Source organism: Sphingobium sp. CFD-2 (genome assembly GCF_024611135.1).
Classification (GTDB): domain Bacteria; phylum Pseudomonadota; class Alphaproteobacteria; order Sphingomonadales; family Sphingomonadaceae; genus Sphingobium; species Sphingobium fuliginis.
Window position 1 is genome coordinate 71,184 of the sequence record NZ_CP084408.1, and the last position, 16,312, is coordinate 87,495.

15 protein-coding genes are annotated in these 16,312 nt (G+C 65.2%); 14 read left to right on the forward strand and 1 reads right to left on the reverse strand.

Annotated features, from left to right (window positions below):
* Nucleotides 1-57: 57 nt before the first annotated feature.
* On the forward strand, nt 58-1,065 hold the full coding sequence (locus tag LDB29_RS27520) for an aspartyl protease family protein (protein ID WP_004212866.1): 1,008 nt from the start codon (nt 58-60) through the stop codon (nt 1,063-1,065).
* Here the strand turns inward: LDB29_RS27520 and LDB29_RS27525 are convergent.
* The gene (locus LDB29_RS27525; protein WP_007406847.1) at nt 1,059-1,478 is read right to left on the reverse strand and encodes a helix-turn-helix domain-containing protein; all 420 of its coding nucleotides are present in this window, start codon (nt 1,476-1,478) and stop codon (nt 1,059-1,061) included. The genes LDB29_RS27520 and LDB29_RS27525 overlap by 7 nt on opposite strands.
* 75 nt (nt 1,479-1,553) lie before the next feature.
* On the opposite strand from LDB29_RS27525, the gene LDB29_RS27530 reads away from it, so the two are divergent.
* The 13 genes from LDB29_RS27530 (at nt 1,554) to LDB29_RS27590 (ending at nt 16,198) form a co-directional block, all read left to right on the forward strand.
* Nucleotides 1,554-2,180, forward strand: coding sequence for a cation transporter (locus LDB29_RS27530; RefSeq protein WP_004212870.1), 627 nt, complete (start codon nt 1,554-1,556; stop codon nt 2,178-2,180).
* Entirely contained in the window at nt 2,180-4,147 is a 1,968-nt protein-coding gene (locus LDB29_RS27535; protein ID WP_004212871.1) for a cytochrome c/FTR1 family iron permease, read from the forward strand. The genes LDB29_RS27530 and LDB29_RS27535 overlap by 1 nt, the downstream gene beginning before the upstream one ends.
* A 73-nt stretch (nt 4,148-4,220) precedes the next feature.
* A complete protein-coding gene (locus tag LDB29_RS27540) occupies nt 4,221-4,517 on the forward strand; it encodes a hypothetical protein (RefSeq protein ID WP_275504797.1) in 297 nt (98 codons plus the stop codon).
* Between the two features lie 60 nt (nt 4,518-4,577).
* Nucleotides 4,578-5,855: a TolC family protein gene (locus LDB29_RS27545; RefSeq protein WP_013039111.1), complete on the forward strand. Its 1,278-nt coding sequence runs from the start codon at nt 4,578-4,580 to the stop codon at nt 5,853-5,855.
* Nucleotides 5,855-7,033, forward strand: a complete 1,179-nt coding sequence (locus LDB29_RS27550; protein WP_004212877.1) for an efflux RND transporter periplasmic adaptor subunit — start codon at nt 5,855-5,857, stop codon at nt 7,031-7,033. Before LDB29_RS27545 ends, LDB29_RS27550 begins: the two co-directional genes overlap by 1 nt.
* Nucleotides 7,034-7,036: 3 nt before the next feature.
* Nucleotides 7,037-10,282, forward strand: coding sequence for an efflux RND transporter permease subunit (locus LDB29_RS27555; RefSeq protein WP_004212878.1), 3,246 nt, complete (start codon nt 7,037-7,039; stop codon nt 10,280-10,282).
* A 53-nt stretch (nt 10,283-10,335) separates the two neighbouring features.
* The gene (locus tag LDB29_RS27560) at nt 10,336-10,824 is read left to right on the forward strand and encodes an SRPBCC domain-containing protein (protein ID WP_013849881.1); all 489 of its coding nucleotides are present in this window, start codon (nt 10,336-10,338) and stop codon (nt 10,822-10,824) included.
* Nucleotides 10,821-11,198: a hypothetical protein gene (locus tag LDB29_RS27565; RefSeq protein WP_009824022.1), complete on the forward strand. Its 378-nt coding sequence runs from the start codon at nt 10,821-10,823 to the stop codon at nt 11,196-11,198. Before LDB29_RS27560 ends, LDB29_RS27565 begins: the two co-directional genes overlap by 4 nt.
* A gap of 47 nt (nt 11,199-11,245) precedes the next feature.
* Nucleotides 11,246-11,659 carry a hypothetical protein gene (locus LDB29_RS27570; protein ID WP_004212881.1) on the forward strand — a complete coding sequence of 138 codons (414 nt, stop codon included), beginning with the start codon at nt 11,246-11,248 and terminating at the stop codon, nt 11,657-11,659.
* Between the two features lie 3 nt (nt 11,660-11,662).
* The gene (locus LDB29_RS27575; protein ID WP_004212882.1) at nt 11,663-12,349 is read left to right on the forward strand and encodes a ZIP family metal transporter; all 687 of its coding nucleotides are present in this window, start codon (nt 11,663-11,665) and stop codon (nt 12,347-12,349) included.
* Nucleotides 12,346-12,954: a cation transporter gene (locus tag LDB29_RS27580; RefSeq protein WP_004212885.1), complete on the forward strand. Its 609-nt coding sequence runs from the start codon at nt 12,346-12,348 to the stop codon at nt 12,952-12,954. The genes LDB29_RS27575 and LDB29_RS27580 overlap by 4 nt, the downstream gene beginning before the upstream one ends.
* A complete protein-coding gene (locus LDB29_RS27585; protein ID WP_004212886.1) occupies nt 12,951-15,452 on the forward strand; it encodes a heavy metal translocating P-type ATPase in 2,502 nt (833 codons plus the stop codon). Before LDB29_RS27580 ends, LDB29_RS27585 begins: the two co-directional genes overlap by 4 nt.
* Entirely contained in the window at nt 15,449-16,198 is a 750-nt protein-coding gene (locus LDB29_RS27590) for an HAD-IIB family hydrolase (RefSeq protein WP_004212890.1), read from the forward strand. The genes LDB29_RS27585 and LDB29_RS27590 overlap by 4 nt, the downstream gene beginning before the upstream one ends.
* Nucleotides 16,199-16,312 lie beyond the last annotated feature (114 nt).

Sequence of the window (16,312 nt, forward strand, 5' to 3'; positions counted from 1 at the left end):
TAAGTCACTTTCGTGCAGTCACCCCTCCTTGTTTCGGCACAAGTGCGCGGAGTGCCGGTGCGGGCGGTGCTCGACAGTGGCAGCGGCGCGTCGATCATGAGCACGGCGCTCGCGGCGAAGCTCGGCTTGAACGATGGTGAGCGGCGCATGATTAGCGGGCTGAGCGCCAAGGCCCCGGTGCTGCTGGTCCGCGACATCGACGTACAGCTCGCCCGCGAAACCCGTCGCTTACCCTTTGCCGTCGTTGGTGATCTGAGTTCAGTGTCGGCGGCCTTCGGACGACCGATCGATATCCTCCTCGGTGCCGATATGTTCACGGGTAGCTGCATCGCGCTCGATTTCGCGAAAAGGCGTATGGCGGTCGTCAAGTCAGGCACGTTTCTCGCCGGTCCCGACTGGCGCGCTGTCGCGCTCGGGCGCGGTGCCAAGCAGGAGCTGTTCATTCGAGCTTCCGTCTCGGGTTTGCCTCCCGTGCCCTTGATGATCGATCTTGGCAGCTCGGCCGCGCTGATGCTCTCGTCGGCCTATGCCCGCGATCAAGGGCTGTTGAACGGGAAGCTCGTCTCGACCGCGGCGATCGGCGGCGTCGATGGTGTGCGTATCAACGATGCTTTCACGATCCAGAACATCAACATCGAAGGGCTTGGCGTCTCGAACGTCCCCACACTCGGGATGAGAGCTTGGCTCTCCACCAGCACGGTTGGCAATGTCGGCCTACCGCTGATCGCTCAATTCGACGTGGTGTTCGACGTGACCGCCGGATTCGTGTGGCTCCGGCCACTCGGTCCTCGTCGTCGCCTGCCGATGCTGAAGGACCGTAGCGGCCTTGGCCTCGCAGCCTCACCAACGGCGCTCACCGTTGTTCATGTGGCGGCGAACAGTCCCGCGGAAAAGGCTGGCTGGGCGGTCGGCGACCGGATCGTGGCGGTGAACGGCCATTCGATCGATGCGAACTATACGCGTGGGGAGCTCTGGCAAGTGCGCTCCCGGCCTGCTGGCACCCTCGTAAAGCTGACGATGGCCTCGGGTGATGTGCGCGAGCTCAGGCTGGCCGATTATTATTGATCGGCTTGAGGGTGGCCTTTGCCGATCGCCTTCATGATCCGACAATCGGCCATGCGCGCCTTGGTGCAGCTCTGGCTGAGCATTGCCAACTCATCCCGCAACACCGCGAGTTGCGCCAGTCTCTCCTCCACATCCTTGAGGTGCTGAGCAGCGATAGCTGAGGCGGCACCACAATCCTGGTCCGGGTTCTGCGCCAGCCCCATCAACGAACGGATCTCGTCGACGGAGAAGCCAAGCCGGCGACCGTTGCGGATGAAGTGCAAACGCTCAATGTCACTGGCATCGTAGGTTCTGCGACCCGACGCCGTGCGAGGGGCGGATCGGAGCAACCCGATCGACTCATAAAAGCGGATCGTCGTCACCTTCGTCGAGGTCTCGCTGGCGAGCTGCCCAATCATCACCGGCTTCATCATGCCATCCTTGCTTATGCGAACGTGTCGCACATTTCGCTTGCTTCTACAGCGACTGGAGGTGGTAAGGAAGGCCGCATGAATGCTTCTACCGAAAGCTGCGGGTGCCACGGGGAGCCCGCGCGCGCGCAAACCGATCCGGCCTATCGCCGTGCGCTGCTGACCGTCGTGGTGCTCAACCTCGGCTTCGGAGTCGCCGAGCTGTTCGGCGGGTTCATCGCCGATAGCCAAGCGCTGAAAGCGGATTCCCTCGATTTTCTCGGGGACGGGTCGATCAGCCTTATCGGTCTTCTCGCGCTTGCCTGGTCCGCACGGGCGAGGGCAAAGGTCGCGCTGACGCAGGGGTTGTTTCTCGGTGCGCTTGGCGTGGGCGTAATCGGTTTCGCGATTTGGCGCGCCCTGAACGCAACCGCGCCCGATGCCGAACTGATGGGCACAATCGGCGTTGTCGCGCTCGCGATCAATGTCGTGTCCGCCTTGGTGCTTGCGCGTTTCCGGGAAGGGGACGCCAATGTTCGCGCGATCTGGCTGTTCAGCCGCAACGACGCGCTCGCCAACGTGGCGGTGATCGCCGCGGCCGGTCTGGTGGCGTGGACAGGAAGCGCCTGGCCGGACCTCGCCGTCGCCGGCCTCATCGCCCTCCTGTTCCTCCACTCCGCTTATGAAATCGTCACTGGCGCTCGGCGCGAATTGGGAGAGCGGTAGTGCGTCTGCTCGCGTTGATCCGGGCAATGCTCTCGTTGCGGCTGCTCTCCGCGCTCGCGGCGCTGCTGATCCCTGCTGCGGCAATCGCCGAACCCGGCGACGTGCAAACCGCATGGCGGCTGCTCGACTATATGGCCGTCGATTATGGCGGCGCGGTCGCCAACGGTCGGATCAAGAGCACGTCGGAATATGCCGAGATGACGGAGTTCGCCGCGTCGGTCTCGACACGGCTTCAGGGCCTGCCGGCGAAGCCGGAGCGTCAAGCCCTCATCCAGCGGGCTGCCAACCTCCAGGCGGTGATCGCGGAAAAGGGACCGACTGAACAGGTGGCAACATTGGCGCACGGGCTCGCGGCCGATCTGTTGCGCGCCTACCCGGTGCCGCTCGCGCCCGATAAGGCTCCGAACCTCGTCTCCAGCGATGCACTGTTCCGACAATCCTGCGCGTCCTGCCACGGGATGACGGGCAACGGCCGTGGCCCTGACGCCGCCAAGCTCGCTACGCCCCCGATTGCTTTCACCGATGCCGAGCGCGCGCGCCAGCGCAGCGTGTTCGCGCTCTATCAGGTGGTGACGCAAGGCATCGACGGGACCGCGATGCAGAGCTTCGCCGATCTGCCCAACGATCAGCGCTGGGCGTTAGCATTCCGAGCCGGGAGCTTCGCCTTCACGGATGCGCAGGCGCGCGAAGGCGAGCGGCTTTGGAAATCCGACCCGACCCTTCGCCGGCGCATTCCGGACCTGAAAACCCTGGTCGCGCTCACCCCGGCCGCGCTCGGCGCGGCGATCGGCGACGCCAAGGCTGACCCAGTGCTCGCGTTCCTGCGTCGTCATCCCGAACAGGTGATACAACAGGCTCCCGGCTCGCTCGCGGTCGCCCGCGCCAAACTCGCCGAAAGCGTGGCGGCTGCGCGGCGCGGCGATGCGCGCATGGCGAAAGAGCTGGCGCTGTCGGCCTATCTCGATGGGTTCGAGCCGATCGAGCCAACACTCACCGCGCGCGACGCGACGCTGATGGGTCGAATCGAGGGCGCGATGGGGGAGTTCCGCGCCTCGATCGACCGGGGCGCGTCGCCCGATGATCTCGCGGAGAAGGTCGCAGTACTGGGCGGCCTTTTCGACGATGCGGAAGCGGCGCTCGCGCCTGATGCCGCCACCGAAGCGTCCACGTTCCTGGGCGCGTTCACGATCCTGCTGCGTGAAGGGCTCGAAGCCCTGCTCATCGTTGTCGCCATGATCGCGTTCCTGCGTAAAGCCGAGCGCGGCGAGGCGCTGCGGTACGTGCATGGCGGCTGGGTCAGCGCGATCATCGCGGGCGGGATCACCTGGGCGGTCGCCACCTATGCGATCGGGATCAGCGGTGCGAGCCGGGAGCTGACGGAAGGGTTTGGCTCGCTGTTCGCCGCGGTCGTGCTGCTCTCGGTCGGGATTTGGATGCACGGCAAGGCGCAGGCCGATCAGTGGCAGCGCTATATTCGCGAGAAGATGTCGCGGGCGCTCTCGGGCGGGTCGGGCTGGTTCCTGTTCGGGCTGGCGTTCGTCGTAGTTTATCGCGAGGTCTTCGAGACGATCCTGTTCTATGCCGCGCTTTCGGCGCAAGGTGACAACGGGATGCTTCTCGCGGGGGCCGGGTCGGCGATTGGACTGCTCAGCCTGATCGCTTGGGCCATGCTTCGCTACAGTCGCAAGCTGCCGATCGCGCAGTTCTTCCGCTATAGCTCCTGGCTCATGGCGGTCCTGACCGTCGTGCTGGCGGGTAAAGGCGTCGCCGCGCTCCAGGAAGCCGGCCTTATCAACATCGCACCGCTCGCGGACGTGCCACGGCTGTCGATGCTCGGCGTGTTTCCCACTTGGCAATCGGTGCTGGCGCAACTCCTGATGGCGGTCGCCATTGCGGTCGGGTTCGCCTGGAACGGGCGCGACCGATCCCGCTCGGGTTCCGGCTCAGTGACCCTTGGTTCGAATTAGTGCAATGACATGAAAACCCTTCCGTGATAGAGGCAAGCTAGTGCGAGCCTTTTTGCCTTTCCTGACATGCCTGATGCTGGTCCTGACCAGCTTCTCCGGCATGGCCCATGCCGCCGATCTGGCGGGGGGAAGCATCGCGGGCGTTGAGTTCACGGTCCATACCGCCGGTGACATCGATCAGGTGCCATCGGACTCGGACAAGAATGTCCCGCATCATCACAATTATTGTCACGGACACGACGTCGGCGCGCCTGCGCGCACGACGATGGAATATACCCCCGTCCTCACAGTGCCCAAGCCGACAATCTCCGCCTCTGCGTCGCTCGACGGCCGCACCGGCATGGTCGATTTGAGGCCCCCCCAAGCCTGACGTCCGATTTGGGCGTGCGTTGGCGCGCCCCTGTCGATCATCGTCAGGAGTCCTATTTTCATGAATCGTATCCTCGCGGCCATGCTGGCCGCAGCGTCTTGCGCCACGATGGCGCAGGCGCAGGTCGGACCGTCCGCGCCTGTTGCGCAGGATGCGCCGGTCTACACGCTTGACCAAGCGGTCAGTGCAGCGGGCGGTTCGGCCCCTGCTGCGGAAGCGGCGACAGCTGGAATCGACGCGGCCCGTGCAGGTCGCACAGTCGCCGGCTTGCGGCCCAATCCGGTGGTTCAAGGCCAAGTCGAGAATGTCATCGGCTCCGGGCCGTATCGGGGGGTCCGCAGCGCGGAAACCACGGTCGGCTTTGCGATCCCGATCGAGCTAGGCGGCAAGCGCGGCGCCCGCGTCGCGGTCGCCAATGCGCAATTGTCCCGGGCCGAGATCCAGGCCGCGATCATCGCGGCGGATGTCCGGCTTCAGGTAACGCAGCTCTATGTCGAAGCGGTCGCGGCCGATCGCCGGGTAATGACAGCCCGCGATCAGGCCCGGATCGCCAGCGATGCGCTGCGGGCCGCGAGCGTTCGCGTGCAGGCAGGGCGGGCATCGCCACTCGAGCAACAGCGCGCGGATGTCGCGCGTATCAATGCCGACGCCAATGTGGAGCGGCAGCTTCGCTTGGCCGAGGCGGCCCGCGCCAATCTGGCGCGTCGGATCGGACGGCCGATCGACGGCCTGCTCGATGACACGCTGCTCGATCGCCTTCCCGATGTGAACGTCTATGGGCCGTTGGCACCGGTCAACACGACCGGCACACTCGCGCTGGCGGCAGCCAACGCGGATTTCTCCATTGCCGAAGCCGGCGTGCGGCTCGCGCGCGCCAATCGCGTGCCTGACCTGAACGTCGGGCCGTCGATCCGCCGCCTGGAAGCGACCAACGACATGGCGGCGGTGTTCAGCGTGTCGATCCCGATCCCGGTGTTCAACAATGGTCGCGCCGCGATTGCGCAGGCGACCGCGCAGCGGACCCAGGCGGATGCGCAGCGCCGCGTGACCGCGCTCGACATCGAACAGGCGATCACGGACGCGCAGGCGCAGGCGGCCAATGCCGCAACGACGGCTCGTGCGGCGTCGGGGCCGGCGCTGGCGGCTGCACAGGAGGCCGCCCGCATCGCGCGGATCGGCTATCGCGAGGGCAAGTTCGGCCAGCTCGAATTGCTCGATGCTGAACGCACGCTCGCCGAAACGCGGGTCGCCGCGATCGACGCGCTTGCCAATTACCAGAATGCCCGCGCGCAAGTGGAGCGACTGACCGCTCGTGCGCCCAATGGGGGGAATCAGTGATGAAGAGCTTTTATCTCGCGGGCGCGGCGTCGCTCGCCCTGCTCTTGGCTGCCTGCGGCGGCAAGGATGGCGGAAACGAGGCAACTGCCGAAGGCGCAGCTGCCAATGAGACGGCAGCGGGCACGGAAAAGGGCGGTGCTGAAGGCGGTCATGCCGGTGAAGGCGTCGTCACATTGGGTGCCGACCAGATCGCCACAGCGGGCGTCCAGGTCGGACGGCCGATCATCGGCGGGGCCGGGACGATCGAGCTGCCCGCGATCATCGAGGGCGACCCACAGGGAACGCAGGTCGTCTCGGCCGCAATTGCGGGACGCGTGGTCGCGCTCACCCGTAACCTCGGCCAATCGGTCGGACGCGGCCAGACCATTGCGGTCATCGAAAGCCGCGAGGCGGCGCAGATCAAGGGCGAGGTCGAGGCGGCGCGGGCGCGGCTTCAGCTCGCTAATTCGAACCTCGCGCGCGAACAGCGGCTGTTCGCGCAGAGAGTCTCCCCTGAACAGGATCTGATCGCCGCCCGCACAGCGGCGACGGAGGCGCGGATCGCCCTGACGCAGGCGCAGAGCATGGTTTCGGCGGCGGGTGTCGGCGGCGGCGGGCTCAACCGGCTCGGCATTGCCGCGCCGATCTCGGGCCAGATCATTGCGCGCCCCGTGACGCTGGGACAAACGGTCGCGGCGGATGCCGAACTCTATCGCATCGCCAACCTGAGCCAGGTGTCGATCGCGCTTAATCTCAAGCCCGAGGATGCGGGCCGGGTGCGTCCCGGCAATACGGTGCTGGTGAAGGCGGCAGGCCGTCAGGCGACCGCCCGCGTGACCTTCGTGTCGCCGGCGCTTGATCCGCAGACGCGGCTCGTGCCTGCGCTCGCCACCCTCGACAATCGCGGTGGCGAATGGCGGGTCGGCGAGCCTGTGACGGCAGCCGTGCAGCTCACGGGCAGCGGCGGGAGCGGGGCGGTCCGCGTGCCGACGACGGCGGTCCAGAGTTTCGAGGGCAAGTCGGTCGTGTTCGTGCGCACGCCCACCGGCTTCAAGGCGACCCCGGTCCAGCTCGGCGATGCGTCGGGCGACACGGTGATCGTCCGGTCGGGCCTGACCGGCAACGAACAGATCGCCACCACCGGAAGTTTCACGCTCAAGGCCGAGATCGGCAAGGGCGAAGCGAGCCACGAGGATTAAGCCATGATCGCCCGTATCGTAACCTGGGCGGTCGAGAAGCGCTGGCTAGTCCTGCTCCTCACCGTCATCGTCGCCGCCATCGGCGCCTTTTCCCTCTACCGGCTACCGATCGACGCGGTGCCGGACATCACCAACAATCAGGTCCAGATCAACGTCCGCGCGCCTGCCCTCTCGCCCGAGCTGGTCGAGAAGCAGGTGTCGTTTCCAATCGAAACCGCGCTCGCCGGCACCCCCGGCCTGGAATATACGCGCTCGTTGAGCCGCAACGGCTTCGCGCAGATCACGGCGGTCTTTTCGGACGCGACGGACATCTATTTCGCCCGCCAGCAGGTGGGCGAGCGTCTGCGGGGCGTGCAAGAGAATCTGCCCGACGGCGTGAACCCTGAAATGGGTCCGATCGCGACAGGCCTGGGCGAGGTGTACATGTACACCGTTCGTCTCGATCATCGCGAGGACGACAAGCACAAGCCCGGTGAACCGGGCCAACAGCCCGATGGCAGCTACATCACGCCAGAGGGCGAGCGACTGACGACCGAAGAGGACAAGGCGACCTACCTGCGCACCGCGCAGGACTGGATCGTGACGCCGCTTCTGAAGACCACACCGGGCCTCGCCGGTGTCGACTCGATTGGCGGTTACGCCAAGCAGTTCCTCGTCGTGCCCGACGTGCAGAAGCTGGCCTCGCTCGGCATCACGCTGACGGACCTGGGAAATGCGCTGGAGCGCAATAACACCAGCGTCGGCGGTGGCTTCGTCAATCGCAATGGCGAAGGTCTGGCTGTTCGCTCGGATGCGCTCGTTCGCAATGCCAGCGAGTTGGCCAGGACCGTGATCGCGACACGTAACGGCGTGCCGATCACGGTCGAACAAGTTGCGACTGTGAAGACGGGTCAGGCGATCCGCATGGGTTCGGCATCGGAGAACGGTACCGAAGTCGTCGTCGGCACGGCGATCATGCGGATCGGCGAGAACAGCCGCATCGTGTCGACCGCGGTCGCTGAGAAACTGAAGACGATCAACGCTTCGCTGCCTCCTGACGTCGTAATTCAGCCGGTGCTGAACCGCACCGAGCTGGTCAATTCGACGATCAAGACGGTCGCGAAAAACCTGTCCGAAGGCGCGGTGCTGGTCATCGTCGTGCTCTTCCTGCTGCTCGGCAACTTCCGTGCGGCCCTGATCGCGGCGTTGGTCATCCCGATCACCATGATGCTGACAGGCTTTGGTATGCTGCGCGCTGGGGTCTCGGCCAATCTGATGAGCCTTGGGGCTTTGGACTTCGGTCTGATCGTCGACGGCGCCGTCATCATTGTCGAAAACGCGCTGCGCCGGCTTGCCGAGCAACAGCATCATGAAGGCCGATTGCTCAGCGTCAAGGAACGGCTCGCGACCGTGGCAGCCGCTGCGCGTGAGATGATCCGTCCCTCTGTGTACGGGCAGGCAATCATCATCCTCGTCTACGTACCGCTGCTCACGCTGACCGGCGTGGAGGGTAAAACGTTCGGACCGATGGCGCTGACCGTCATCATCGCGCTCGCCTTCGCCTTCATCCTCTCTCTCACCTTCGTGCCGGCGATGATTGCGATCTGGCTGTCGAAGAAGGTCGAGGAGAAGGACGGCCGCATCATCACGTGGCTGAAGAAGCGCTACGAACCCGGTCTCGACCGGGCCATGAAGCGCCCGACGCTGACGATCGGTGCGGGTGTGGGAAGCCTTGTGGTGGCGGCGCTTGCTTTCACTACGCTCGGCTCGGTGTTCCTGCCGCAGCTCGACGAAGGCGATTTGCTGATCCAGTCGCTCCGCATTCCGGCAACGTCGGTCCAGCAGAGCCAGGCGATGCAGGTGCCGATCGAGCGGATGATGTCGAAGCAGCCGGAGGTGCAATTCGTCTATTCCAAGACGGGCACCGCCGAGCTGGCGGCCGACCCGATGCCGCCGAACGCGACCGACATGTTCGTCATCCTGAAGCCGCGCAAGGATTGGCCGGATCCTGAGCTTCCCAAGGAGGAGCTGGTCAGCCGGATCGAGGGTAATCTCGCGAAGATTCCGGGAAATGCCTACGAGATCACCCAGCCCATCCAGATGCGCTTCAACGAGCTGATCGCCGGCGTGCGCGGCGACATCGCGGTGAAGGTGTTCGGGGACGACTTCAACCAGATGAACCGGACGGCCGAGCAAATCGCGGCGGTGCTGCGCAGAACGCAAGGCGCAGCGGACGTGAAGGTGGAGCAGACGACCGGTCTTCCCATGCTCGACATTCGCGTCAACCGCGACGCGATGGCGCGGTTGGGCGTTACGGCTCAGGATGTGCAGGACACCGTGACTGCGACGATCGGCGGGCGAACATCGGGCCAGATCTTCGAGGGCGACCGTCGCTTCCCCGTGGTGATCCGCCTGTCGGAGGCGCAGCGTGCCGACATCGGCCTGCTCCAACAGGTGCAGGTGCCGGTGGCAGGCGGCGGCTATGTACCGCTGTCCAGCGTCGCCGAGATCAAGGTGGTCGATGGTCCGAACCAGATCAGCCGCGAGAACGGCAAGCGGCGCGTGGTGGTGCAAGCCAACGTGCGTGGCCGCGACGTCGGATCCGTCGTGGCGGATGCGCAGGCGGCGATCGGCAGCCAACTCCGGCTGCCTGCCGGCACCTATCTCGAATGGGGCGGCCAGTTCGAGAACCTCCAATCGGCAAGCGAACGGCTGAAGCTGGTCATTCCGGCTTGCTTCATTTTGATCCTGCTGCTCCTCTACGGGGCGTTGGGATCGGTCCGCGACGCCGCGATCGTGTTCACCGGCGTGCCTTTCGCGCTGGTGGGCGGCGTCCTGTTGCTGTTCCTGCGGGGCATGGACTTCTCGATCTCGGCGGCAGTGGGCTTCATCGCCCTCTCGGGCATCGCGGTCCTCAACGGCCTCGTCATGGTCAGCTCGATCCAAGATCTGATCCGATCAGGGATGAGCCGCGAGGAAGCCGCGCATGTTGGCGCGATGCAGCGTCTGCGACCCGTCATCATGACCGCGCTAGTCGCCAGCCTCGGCTTCGTGCCGATGGCGCTGGGCGAAGGCGCCGGCGCAGAGGTTCAAAAGCCTTTGGCGACGGTCGTCATCGGCGGTCTGATCTCGGCGACGCTTCTTACGCTGTTCGTGCTGCCGACACTCTATGCCCGGTTCGGGCAGAAAGTGATCGAGAAACCCGAGCACTACAATGAGGAGCATGAAGGGGACGACCACGGTCAGACCTTCGTGAACAACTTGGCCTGATGGATGGGCGGGGCGATCCGCGATCGCCCCGCCCATCTCTGGGAGATGGGGATATGCCTCGCACCATAACCAGCTCGATGCTTCACGGCGGGCCACTGCGCATCTGGTCGGCACTCACCGATCCGGATCATCGCCGGGCGTGGAGTCCGCTCGTATTTCTCGATGATCCGTCCCGGCTCGGCGACACAGAATGCACCTTTGCGATCCAGGGCATCACCCGGCCAATTCGGACGCCAGCACGGATTGATCGATTCGATAAACCGCACGCCTTCGCTTGGTCCTGCGGCATCCCCTATCTGTTCACGCTCGAAGAGCGGTACGAGCTGGCGGGGGACGATGGCGGCACCAGGCTAACGCATAGCTGCACGCTGCGCGGGGCGCTCTCCCTGCCGTTCGCGGCGATGATGTTGCGCCGCCTGCGATCCCTGATGGTCGAATCTGACGATCGCCTCGCAACCTATCTCCGCTGGCGGGTAGGTCAGCCTGCCCGGGCTATCAATCGTCAGCGCGTCCCCTTCCGCTGCAGGAGGAAGGCGCGATGATGATGCACTGTAAGCGGGTGCTGCCCGCCGTCATCCTCGTTGTCGGGCTCGCGGCGTGCTCGGAAAGAAAGCCGCCAGCCCCGCCAACGGAGCAGCAGATCCATTCGTCCGACAGCGCCGTGGCGACCGGGGAAATGGGGCGGCATAGATATCGCTGTTCCGACGGGGAACCGCTGTTCGTCGATTACAAGGACAACGGCCTGCAGATCGATTTGCGGCGCTCCAACGGGGGACCGCCGATGATGCTGACCGCGCCAGCGCAGGGCCTGCAATATGTCGGCGAAACAGCCACCGCGACCTTCAAGGGGTCGCAGCTCACCATCGTGGAAGGCGATGGCCGTACCCGGATCTGCGAGCAGGAAGGCACGCGATGAACTGCCCTGCCTTCGAACGCCACAGGGCGCTTCGTCGGAAGAGACCGATGTCTGACACGTCGATTTCAAATGTGACAACCTTGTGCGGCCTGAATCGGGCCGGTCTGGCGATCGCGCGCCTCGGCGTCGTTCTCGTCTCCGGGGCGGTTATAGGGGCGTGTAATCCAGCGCCGACCCAGCCTACCGAGCCGGCGCATGAAAAGCATCTGACGTCGAAACTAATCGCGCAGCGCATCATGTACTGCGACGACGGCACACGCGCCGATGTCGACTTCATCGATGACGGCTTGAAAATGGCCGTCACCTGGCTGCCGAAGGGCAGGACCGAGATCCTGCGCGCGCAGCGAACCGGTGACGAGTTTCGCGGCGACCATTCGCGGGCTGTCGTGGCGGGCGGATCGATCGCGTTCACGCGACGCGGGAAGATCCGCGTCTGCCACCGAACCCCGGAGGAGTCCTAGGAAATGCAGGCACTGCTCTATACGCTTGCGCCTGTGCTGGCGGTCGTGCTCGGCGCGATTGTCGCGAGCCGCACCAAGTTGAAACCTGGCCTCGTGGCGGGCCTACAGCATCTCGCTGCCGGCGTCGTGTTCGCGGCGGCAGCGACCGAAATCCTGCCGCAGGTCAAGCATGAGGCATCGCCCAGCGCGACGTTGATCGGCGGGGCGGCGGGCGTCGCGACCATGCTGGGGCTCAAGGCTCTTGAGGCCCGCTTCAAGGGGCCGATGGCGCTACTCGCCGCGATCGGCATCGACATTCTGGTCGACGGCCTGGTGCTCGGCCTCGCTTTCGTGGCGGGCGAGAAGGCAGGTCTCCTGCTGACGATCGCGCTCACTCTGGAAGTGTTATTTCTGGGACTGACGCTGACCGACGAGCTGGCGGAAACCTATCGCTCGCGCTTGCGCATCATCGTGATCGTCTCGGCATTGGCCCTGCTGCTGCCGATCGGCGCGCTCGCTGCCGTGCCGGTCGCCGCGCTGTCGCCGGTGATGATCGCCGGCTTCCTCAGCTTCGGGCTGATGGCGCTGCTCTACCTCGTCACGGAGGAGTTGCTGGTCGAGGCGCACGAGAAACCCGACACCCCGCTCATCAGCTCGATGTTTTTCGTCGGCTTCCTGGCCCTGCTGACACTTGAGGAGATGATGGGATGATCCCGGGCAACGACAACAATGGCGGGCAGGAGCGCCGCACACTGTGGATCGTCCTGCTGCTGAACGCGGCGATCGCTGCGGGCTTCTTCGTTTCCGGCTTCTTCGCGGACTCGAGCGCGCTGATCGCCAACGGCGTCGACAACCTGTCCGATACGGCTGTGTATGCGCTGAGCCTTGTGGCGCTCACCCGGGGCCAGACATGGAAGACACGCGCCGCGGTCGCTTCGGGCGTCATGCTGCTGATCTTCGCGGGCGGCATCTTGATCGATGTCGGACGGCGCTACGTGCAGGGCAGCGAGCCCATCGGACCTACCATGATGGTCATGTCCGCGATCGCCGGCGTCGTGAATTACCTCTGCCTGCGGCTGCTCCAGCGCCTCAAGGATCCGGACGTCAATCTCCGGGCCGCAACCACCTTCAGCTTCAACGACTTCATTTCCAACGGCGGCATCCTGATCGCCGGCGTGCTGGTGCTGTGGTTGGGTACCAATTGGCCGGACCTGCTGGTCGGCTTCGCCACCGCCATCATCGCCATCAAGGGCGGTGTCGAAATCCTGCGCGACGCGCGCGCCGAAACCAAGAAAAGCGAAAGGAGGTCGTCATGAACGACAAGCTCGAACTCGACATTCCAGTGTTGTTGCCGGACCTTCCTGACGCGGCCGATGCCTGCCTGGACCGTCTCGTATCAACCCTGTCAAAGCGCGAAGGTGTCGAGCGGGCGCATGTGATCTGTCTCGACGGCAACACGCCAGCGGCGCTGTGCATCCATTTCGATGCCGCCAAGCTGCCGCTGCCACGGTTGCGCGAAATGGTGCGCGCCGCAGGTGCCGAAATCACCGAGCGCTACGGCCATGCGATCTGGCAGGTGACGGGGATCAACCACGAACGTCGGGCGCGCACGGTCAGCGATGCGCTGTGCGCCTTGCCCGGCGTGGTCCAGGCAAGCGCCAGCACCAGCGGGTCTGTCCGGGTCGAATATGATCGCCGCGAAACCACCGAAGAGGAGGTGCGCGCTGCGCTTCGCAAGCTGAAGGTGAGGGTGGGCAAGCGGGTCGCTGCCGATGAACATGCCGGCCACGACCACGGCCCCGGGGGCCACGGCGCGGGCGAAGAGAAGCACGGCCCCGGCGATGGCCACGACCATAGCCACGCCGAATTTCTCGGCCCCAATACCGAGCTGATCTTCGCGCTCGCCTGTGGCGCGCTGCTGGGGATCGGCTACGCGATCGAGAGGCTGGTCGCTGGCGCGCCCGAATGGCTGCCGACCGCCTGCTATATCGCAGCCTATTTCTTCGGCGGATTCTTCACGCTGCGCGAGGCGATCGACAACCTCCGGATGAAGAAGTTCGAGATCGACACGCTGATGTTGGTCGCTGCGGCCGGCGCCGCTGCGCTGGGCGCATGGGCCGAAGGTGCGCTGCTGCTGTTCCTGTTCAGCCTCGGCCATGCGCTTGAGCATTATGCAATGGGCCGCGCCAAGAAGGCGATCGAGGCGCTGGCGAAGCTCGCGCCCGAAACCGCGACCGTGCGACGCGGCGGGCAGACCAGCGAAATCCCGGTCGAGCAGATGGTCGTCGGGGACATTGCCATCGTCCGCCCGAACGAGCGCCTGCCTGCCGACGGCTTCGTCATCAAGGGCACCAGCGCGATCAACCAGGCCCCGGTCACGGGTGAAAGCATCCCGGTCGACAAGGTGCCGGTCGCAGATGCCGCAGCGGCACGCGCCAAGCCCGATGCAGTCGACGCGGAAAGCCGGGTTTTTGCTGGTACGATCAACGGCGGCGGCGCGATCGAGATCGAGGTGACACGCCGTTCCAATGAAAGCGCGCTTGCCAAGGTCGTGAAGATGGTGAGCGAAGCGGAGACGCAGAAGTCGCCGACGCAGCGCTTCACCGACCGGTTCGAACGGATCTTCGTGCCCGCCGTCCTGGTCCTGTCAGTGCTCCTGCTGTTCGCATGGGTGGTCGTCGACGAGCCGTTCCGCGACAGCTTCTATCGCGCGATGGCGGTGCTGGTGGCGGCAAGCCCGTGCGCGCTCGCGATCGCAACGCCGAGCGCGGTCCTGTCGGGCGTTGCCCGTGCAGCGCGGGGCGGCGTGCTCGTGAAGGGCGGTGCACCGCTCGAAAACCTCGGGTCGCTCAAAGCGATCGCTTTCGACAAGACGGGCACGCTGACCGAAGGTCGTCCGCGCATCACTGATGTCGTGCCCGTCGATGGCGCCGATGAAGGCGAGTTGCTGGCGCTGGCTGTCGCCGTCGAAGCGTTGAGCGACCATCCCCTGGCCCAAGCGATCGTCAAGGACGGCCGCGAACGTCTGAACGATCGTGCCGTGCCGACTGCCGGCGACCTCAAGAGCCTGACCGGTCGGGGCGTCACCGCGAGCGTGGATGGCGAGACGGTGTGGATCGGCAAGGCCGAGATGTTCGGAAGTGAGGGCATTCCGGCGCTGGGGCAGGGCGCGCAGGACGCAATCGCGAAGCTGCGCGAGAACGGCCGCACGACAATGGTGGTCCGCAAGGGGGACCGCGACCTGGGCGCGATCGGCCTGATGGACACGCCTCGCGAAGCTGCCAAGACCGCGTTGCGTCGGCTGCACGAGATGGGCGTGTCGCGGATGATAATGATCTCCGGCGATCACCAGAAAGTCGCCGAAGCGATCGCCGACGAAGTCGGGATCGACGAAGCGTGGGGCGACCTCATGCCCGAAGACAAGGTTGCCGCGATCAAGAAGCTCGCCGGCGAAGACAAGGTCGCGATGGTGGGCGACGGCGTGAACGATGCGCCGGCGATGGCAAGCGCCACGGTCGGCATCGCGATGGGCGCGGCGGGGTCGGACGTTGCGCTGGAGACAGCCGACGTGGCGCTGATGGCCGACGATCTGGCGCACCTGCCATTCGCAGTCGGTCTTAGCCGCCATACCCGTGGAATCATCCGGCAGAACGTCTTCGTCAGCCTGGGTGTCGTCGCCTTCCTGGTGCCTGCTACCATCCTCGGCCTCGGCATTGGGCCAGCGGTGGCGGTTCATGAGGGATCGACGCTGCTCGTCGTCATCAATGCGCTCAGGCTGCTCGCCTACCGCGATCCGGCAGGGAAGGCGGCATGAAGTGGCTGATCGCCTTCGACCTCGACGGCACGCTTGCCGAGAGCAAGCGGCCGTTATCGGAGGATATGGCCGCAATCCTCGCCCGATTGCTCGCCATCACGGATGTGGCGGTGATCTCGGGCGGGGACTGGCCGCAGTTCGAAAAGCAGATCGCCTCGCGCCTTCCTGCCGGCGTCGCGCTCGACCGTCTCTGGTTGATGCCGACCACAGGCACGAAACTCTATCGGTTCATCAATGGCGCTTGGCGCGCGGTCTATGCCGAACTGTTCGACGACGCGGAGAAGGCGAAGATCCGCACGGCCTTCGATCAGGCGCTGACCGATGCCGGTCTCGCCGACGAACGTATCTGGGGCGAACGGATCGAGGACCGGGGCAGCCAGATCACCTTTTCGGGCCTGGGGCAGGCAGCGCCGCTGAAGGAAAAGGAAGCGTGGGATCCTGACCGAAAGAAGAGGACCGCGTTGCAGGCCACGTTGCGCGCGAAGCTGCCGGAGCTCTCGATCAATCTCGGTGGCACGACATCGATCGACGTGACCAGAGCAGGGATCGACAAGGGCTATGGCCTGAAGCGCCTGAGTGCCGAGAGCGGTGTCCCGCTCGACGGGATGCTGTTCATTGGGGATGCGATATTCCCCGGTGGGAATGACTATCCCGCTGCTGAAATCGGCCTCGACACAGTGAGGGTGCGCGACGTCGCGGAAACCACCGCCGTCGTGACCGCCATCATCGCGTGTCTGCACCGATAGGATCAAGATACATGGTCGGCTCCATCGCGGAATGCCGCATTGTCAAAGCTCTGGCTTCTGTCGCTTAGGGCAGCGCTTCCTAAAACGAAAAGAAGGCAATGTGCGCGTCTCCGC